This window comes from Mesorhizobium sp. M7A.F.Ca.US.011.01.1.1 (assembly GCF_003998295.1).
Lineage (GTDB): Bacteria > Pseudomonadota > Alphaproteobacteria > Rhizobiales > Rhizobiaceae > Mesorhizobium.
This window is the reverse complement of the sequence record NZ_RZRT01000145.1, coordinates 1-2,335: the sequence shown is the minus strand read 5'-3', so window position 1 is coordinate 2,335 and position 2,335 is coordinate 1. Positions and strand designations below refer to the sequence as shown.

The window sequence follows — 2,335 nt, the reverse complement described above, 5'->3', positions numbered from 1 at the left end:
GATGGAGGCACCGATCGCGCCGCTATCTGCCGAGCGTGCCATGATGATGTCGACGCCCTGGTTGATCAGGTCCTCAATGTTCGCAGCCTGACGGGTCGGATCGTTATCTGCGACATTGAAGACGAACTTGATGTTGACGCCGGCGCCCTTGCCCTGCGCCTCCGCCTCGCTCTTGAGATACTTCTCCCATGCGTAGACGATTGGTTCCTGCTTGCTGTTCCAAGAAAACCCGATTGTCAGGTCCTTTGCAGTTGCAATTGCAGGCATCGCGACGATCCCGAGAACCGTCATTAGTTGCAGCAGTTTTCTCATGATTACCTCCGGATTTTAGCCGACTTAGGTTGAGCGACCTGTGCCCACTGTTATTTTTATCGGGCGATATATCGATATATGAGCTCGCTCCGATGTCAATGGTCAGATGCGAAAAAACGGGAAAAAGGCGGATCTGGGCGATGAAAAAGCGGGCCTTTCGCTCACGCACGGACTAAGTCATATACCGATATATAACCTTTCGGCGTTTGAGCCTTCGTCGCGATGGAAGCATGCAGCGGTCGCTTCGAGGGTCCCGCCAATCATGGCCAGTCCTGGCGCCGACAGGAACCGGAGTTCACGCAAAACCTGCAATCGCGTAGCGGCTGCTTGAGGATCTCCCGACACTGTCCACGCGCCACACCGTGGCGGGTCTTCCAGGCCGACAGTCTCGCCGAGGTCATCGGGAGCTACCTTTGACCATAGCAGCAACGACGTTTTTCACGAGCGGATCGACCACTTCGAGCAGCGCAATTCCTGTCCGGCGGTCCTTGCACGCAAGACGTCCATAACGATGCGGATTGACGCTGGTCGATCCTGAAAAACCGGGATCATGTGAACGGCTATCTGAAACGGTAGGACTGGCGATTCTCAATCCGCCAGCCGAGCGCTCAAAGCTCCTTGGTGAGAAACTGCGCGCGGCCGTGGCCGAACGACCAATCGGCATCCGAGTTCTCCACGAAGGATACCATCAGATCAGACGGAGGAACCCCGCACCCCTCGTGAAGGTCTTGGCTAAGGTCCGCGTAGAAAGTTTGTTTCTGCTCGACCGTTCGCGGACGGGAGACAACTTCCACCAGCACGAAGCGCTCCGTTCGGGGAATATCCAGGCCAGTGTCGAGGGCTATCATCGTGCCCGGCGGGTGCTGATTGACGATCTGGTAGCGGTCCCTCTCAGGGACTTGAAACGACCGGACCATCGAACGATGCGCGATGTCCAGGAGAGCGTTCAAGCTCTCCTGCGACCATCCCGCGTGAACGTGGAACTTCATTAGAGGCACGGAATGTTCCTCGCTTCGGTTCACGGCTTCGAGAACAAAGCATCGGCGAAGGTCTGAGGCTCTTCCCACATCGGATAGTGGCCACATCCAGGGAGGATCTGCAGGTCGAAATCGGGGAACCAGGTTCCGATCGTTTCGCGAAGCCGCTGCGGGACGGCGCCGGGGTCTTTCTCGCCCACGATGACACGGACAGGAACCTGCACTGGTGTAATTTCATTCGCAAAGCCGGGGCCCGTCCACGAGCTCATATATGCCTCGAGCACCTCGGGTCTCGTGCCGGCCAAGCTGGTATCCCGCAACTTGGCCAGCCATTCATCGAGACGCATTCCGCCAGTATTGGCGTTTATCAACCGCTTCCTCGCTTCAGGGTCCTGGATTGCCGCGAGCAGCAACTGTCGGCGCTGCTCATCAATTCGCGCACCGGAAGCAGGCACGGGTGCCAGAAGAATTGCCGACGCGATCCTATCCGGAACATCGACAAGCAGCCGCTGGGCCGACATCCCAGCCATGGAATGGCCGATCACATGAAATTTTGACCAGCCCAATCCGTCCGCGCATGAAATGATATCTGCCGCGATCTGCTCGATCGTGAAGGGGCCATCGGAGTTTTTGCGGCTGCCGTAACCCCTGGCATCGAGAAGGGCGAAGCTATAGCGGGCCGGATCGACTAACGGCAGGAAGGGATCGAACAGGTGATGGTCCCCCATCCATCCGGCGACTGCGATAATACGCTCCGGCCCGTTTCCGATTACCTTCACGGGTGCGATCTCAGTGGTCATCGGCTCTCTTTCCTTATCAGTATGATGTGTTGATGCTTGGCTGTTTTTCCGGGCTCGGCGCTGCAGCCCAGTCCGCCGTCGCGCTCGCCTCTCTGAATGCTTTGACGTTTGCCGCTGCCGCGCCTGCGAGAAGTCTCACGTCATTCGAAACGGTCACCATGTCGAAGCCCCATTGGGCAGCGCGCGCCGCGTAGGCGGGCGAGCCGCAGTGCAGCGCGGCCCGAATGCCACTGCGGTGGGCTGCAT

The 2,335-nt window shown here is 58.3% G+C and carries 2 protein-coding genes and 2 pseudogenes; all 4 read right to left on the bottom strand.

The window, feature by feature from the left end:
* Positions 1 to 312 (bottom strand): annotated as a pseudogene (locus EOA13_RS36825) (sugar ABC transporter substrate-binding protein); the annotation flags it as partial.
* Between the two features lie 608 nt (positions 313 to 920).
* On the bottom strand, positions 921 to 1,310 hold the full coding sequence (locus EOA13_RS36820) for a tautomerase family protein (RefSeq protein ID WP_127298011.1): 390 nt from the start codon (positions 1,308 to 1,310) through the stop codon (positions 921 to 923).
* Positions 1,311 to 1,330: 20 nt separating this feature from the next.
* Complete coding sequence (locus EOA13_RS36815; RefSeq protein WP_127298010.1) at positions 1,331 to 2,089, bottom strand: alpha/beta hydrolase; 759 nt, start codon at positions 2,087 to 2,089, stop codon at positions 1,331 to 1,333.
* A 16-nt stretch (positions 2,090 to 2,105) separates the two neighbouring features.
* Positions 2,106 to 2,335 (bottom strand): annotated as a pseudogene (locus tag EOA13_RS36810) (2,4-dihydroxyhept-2-ene-1,7-dioic acid aldolase); the annotation flags it as partial.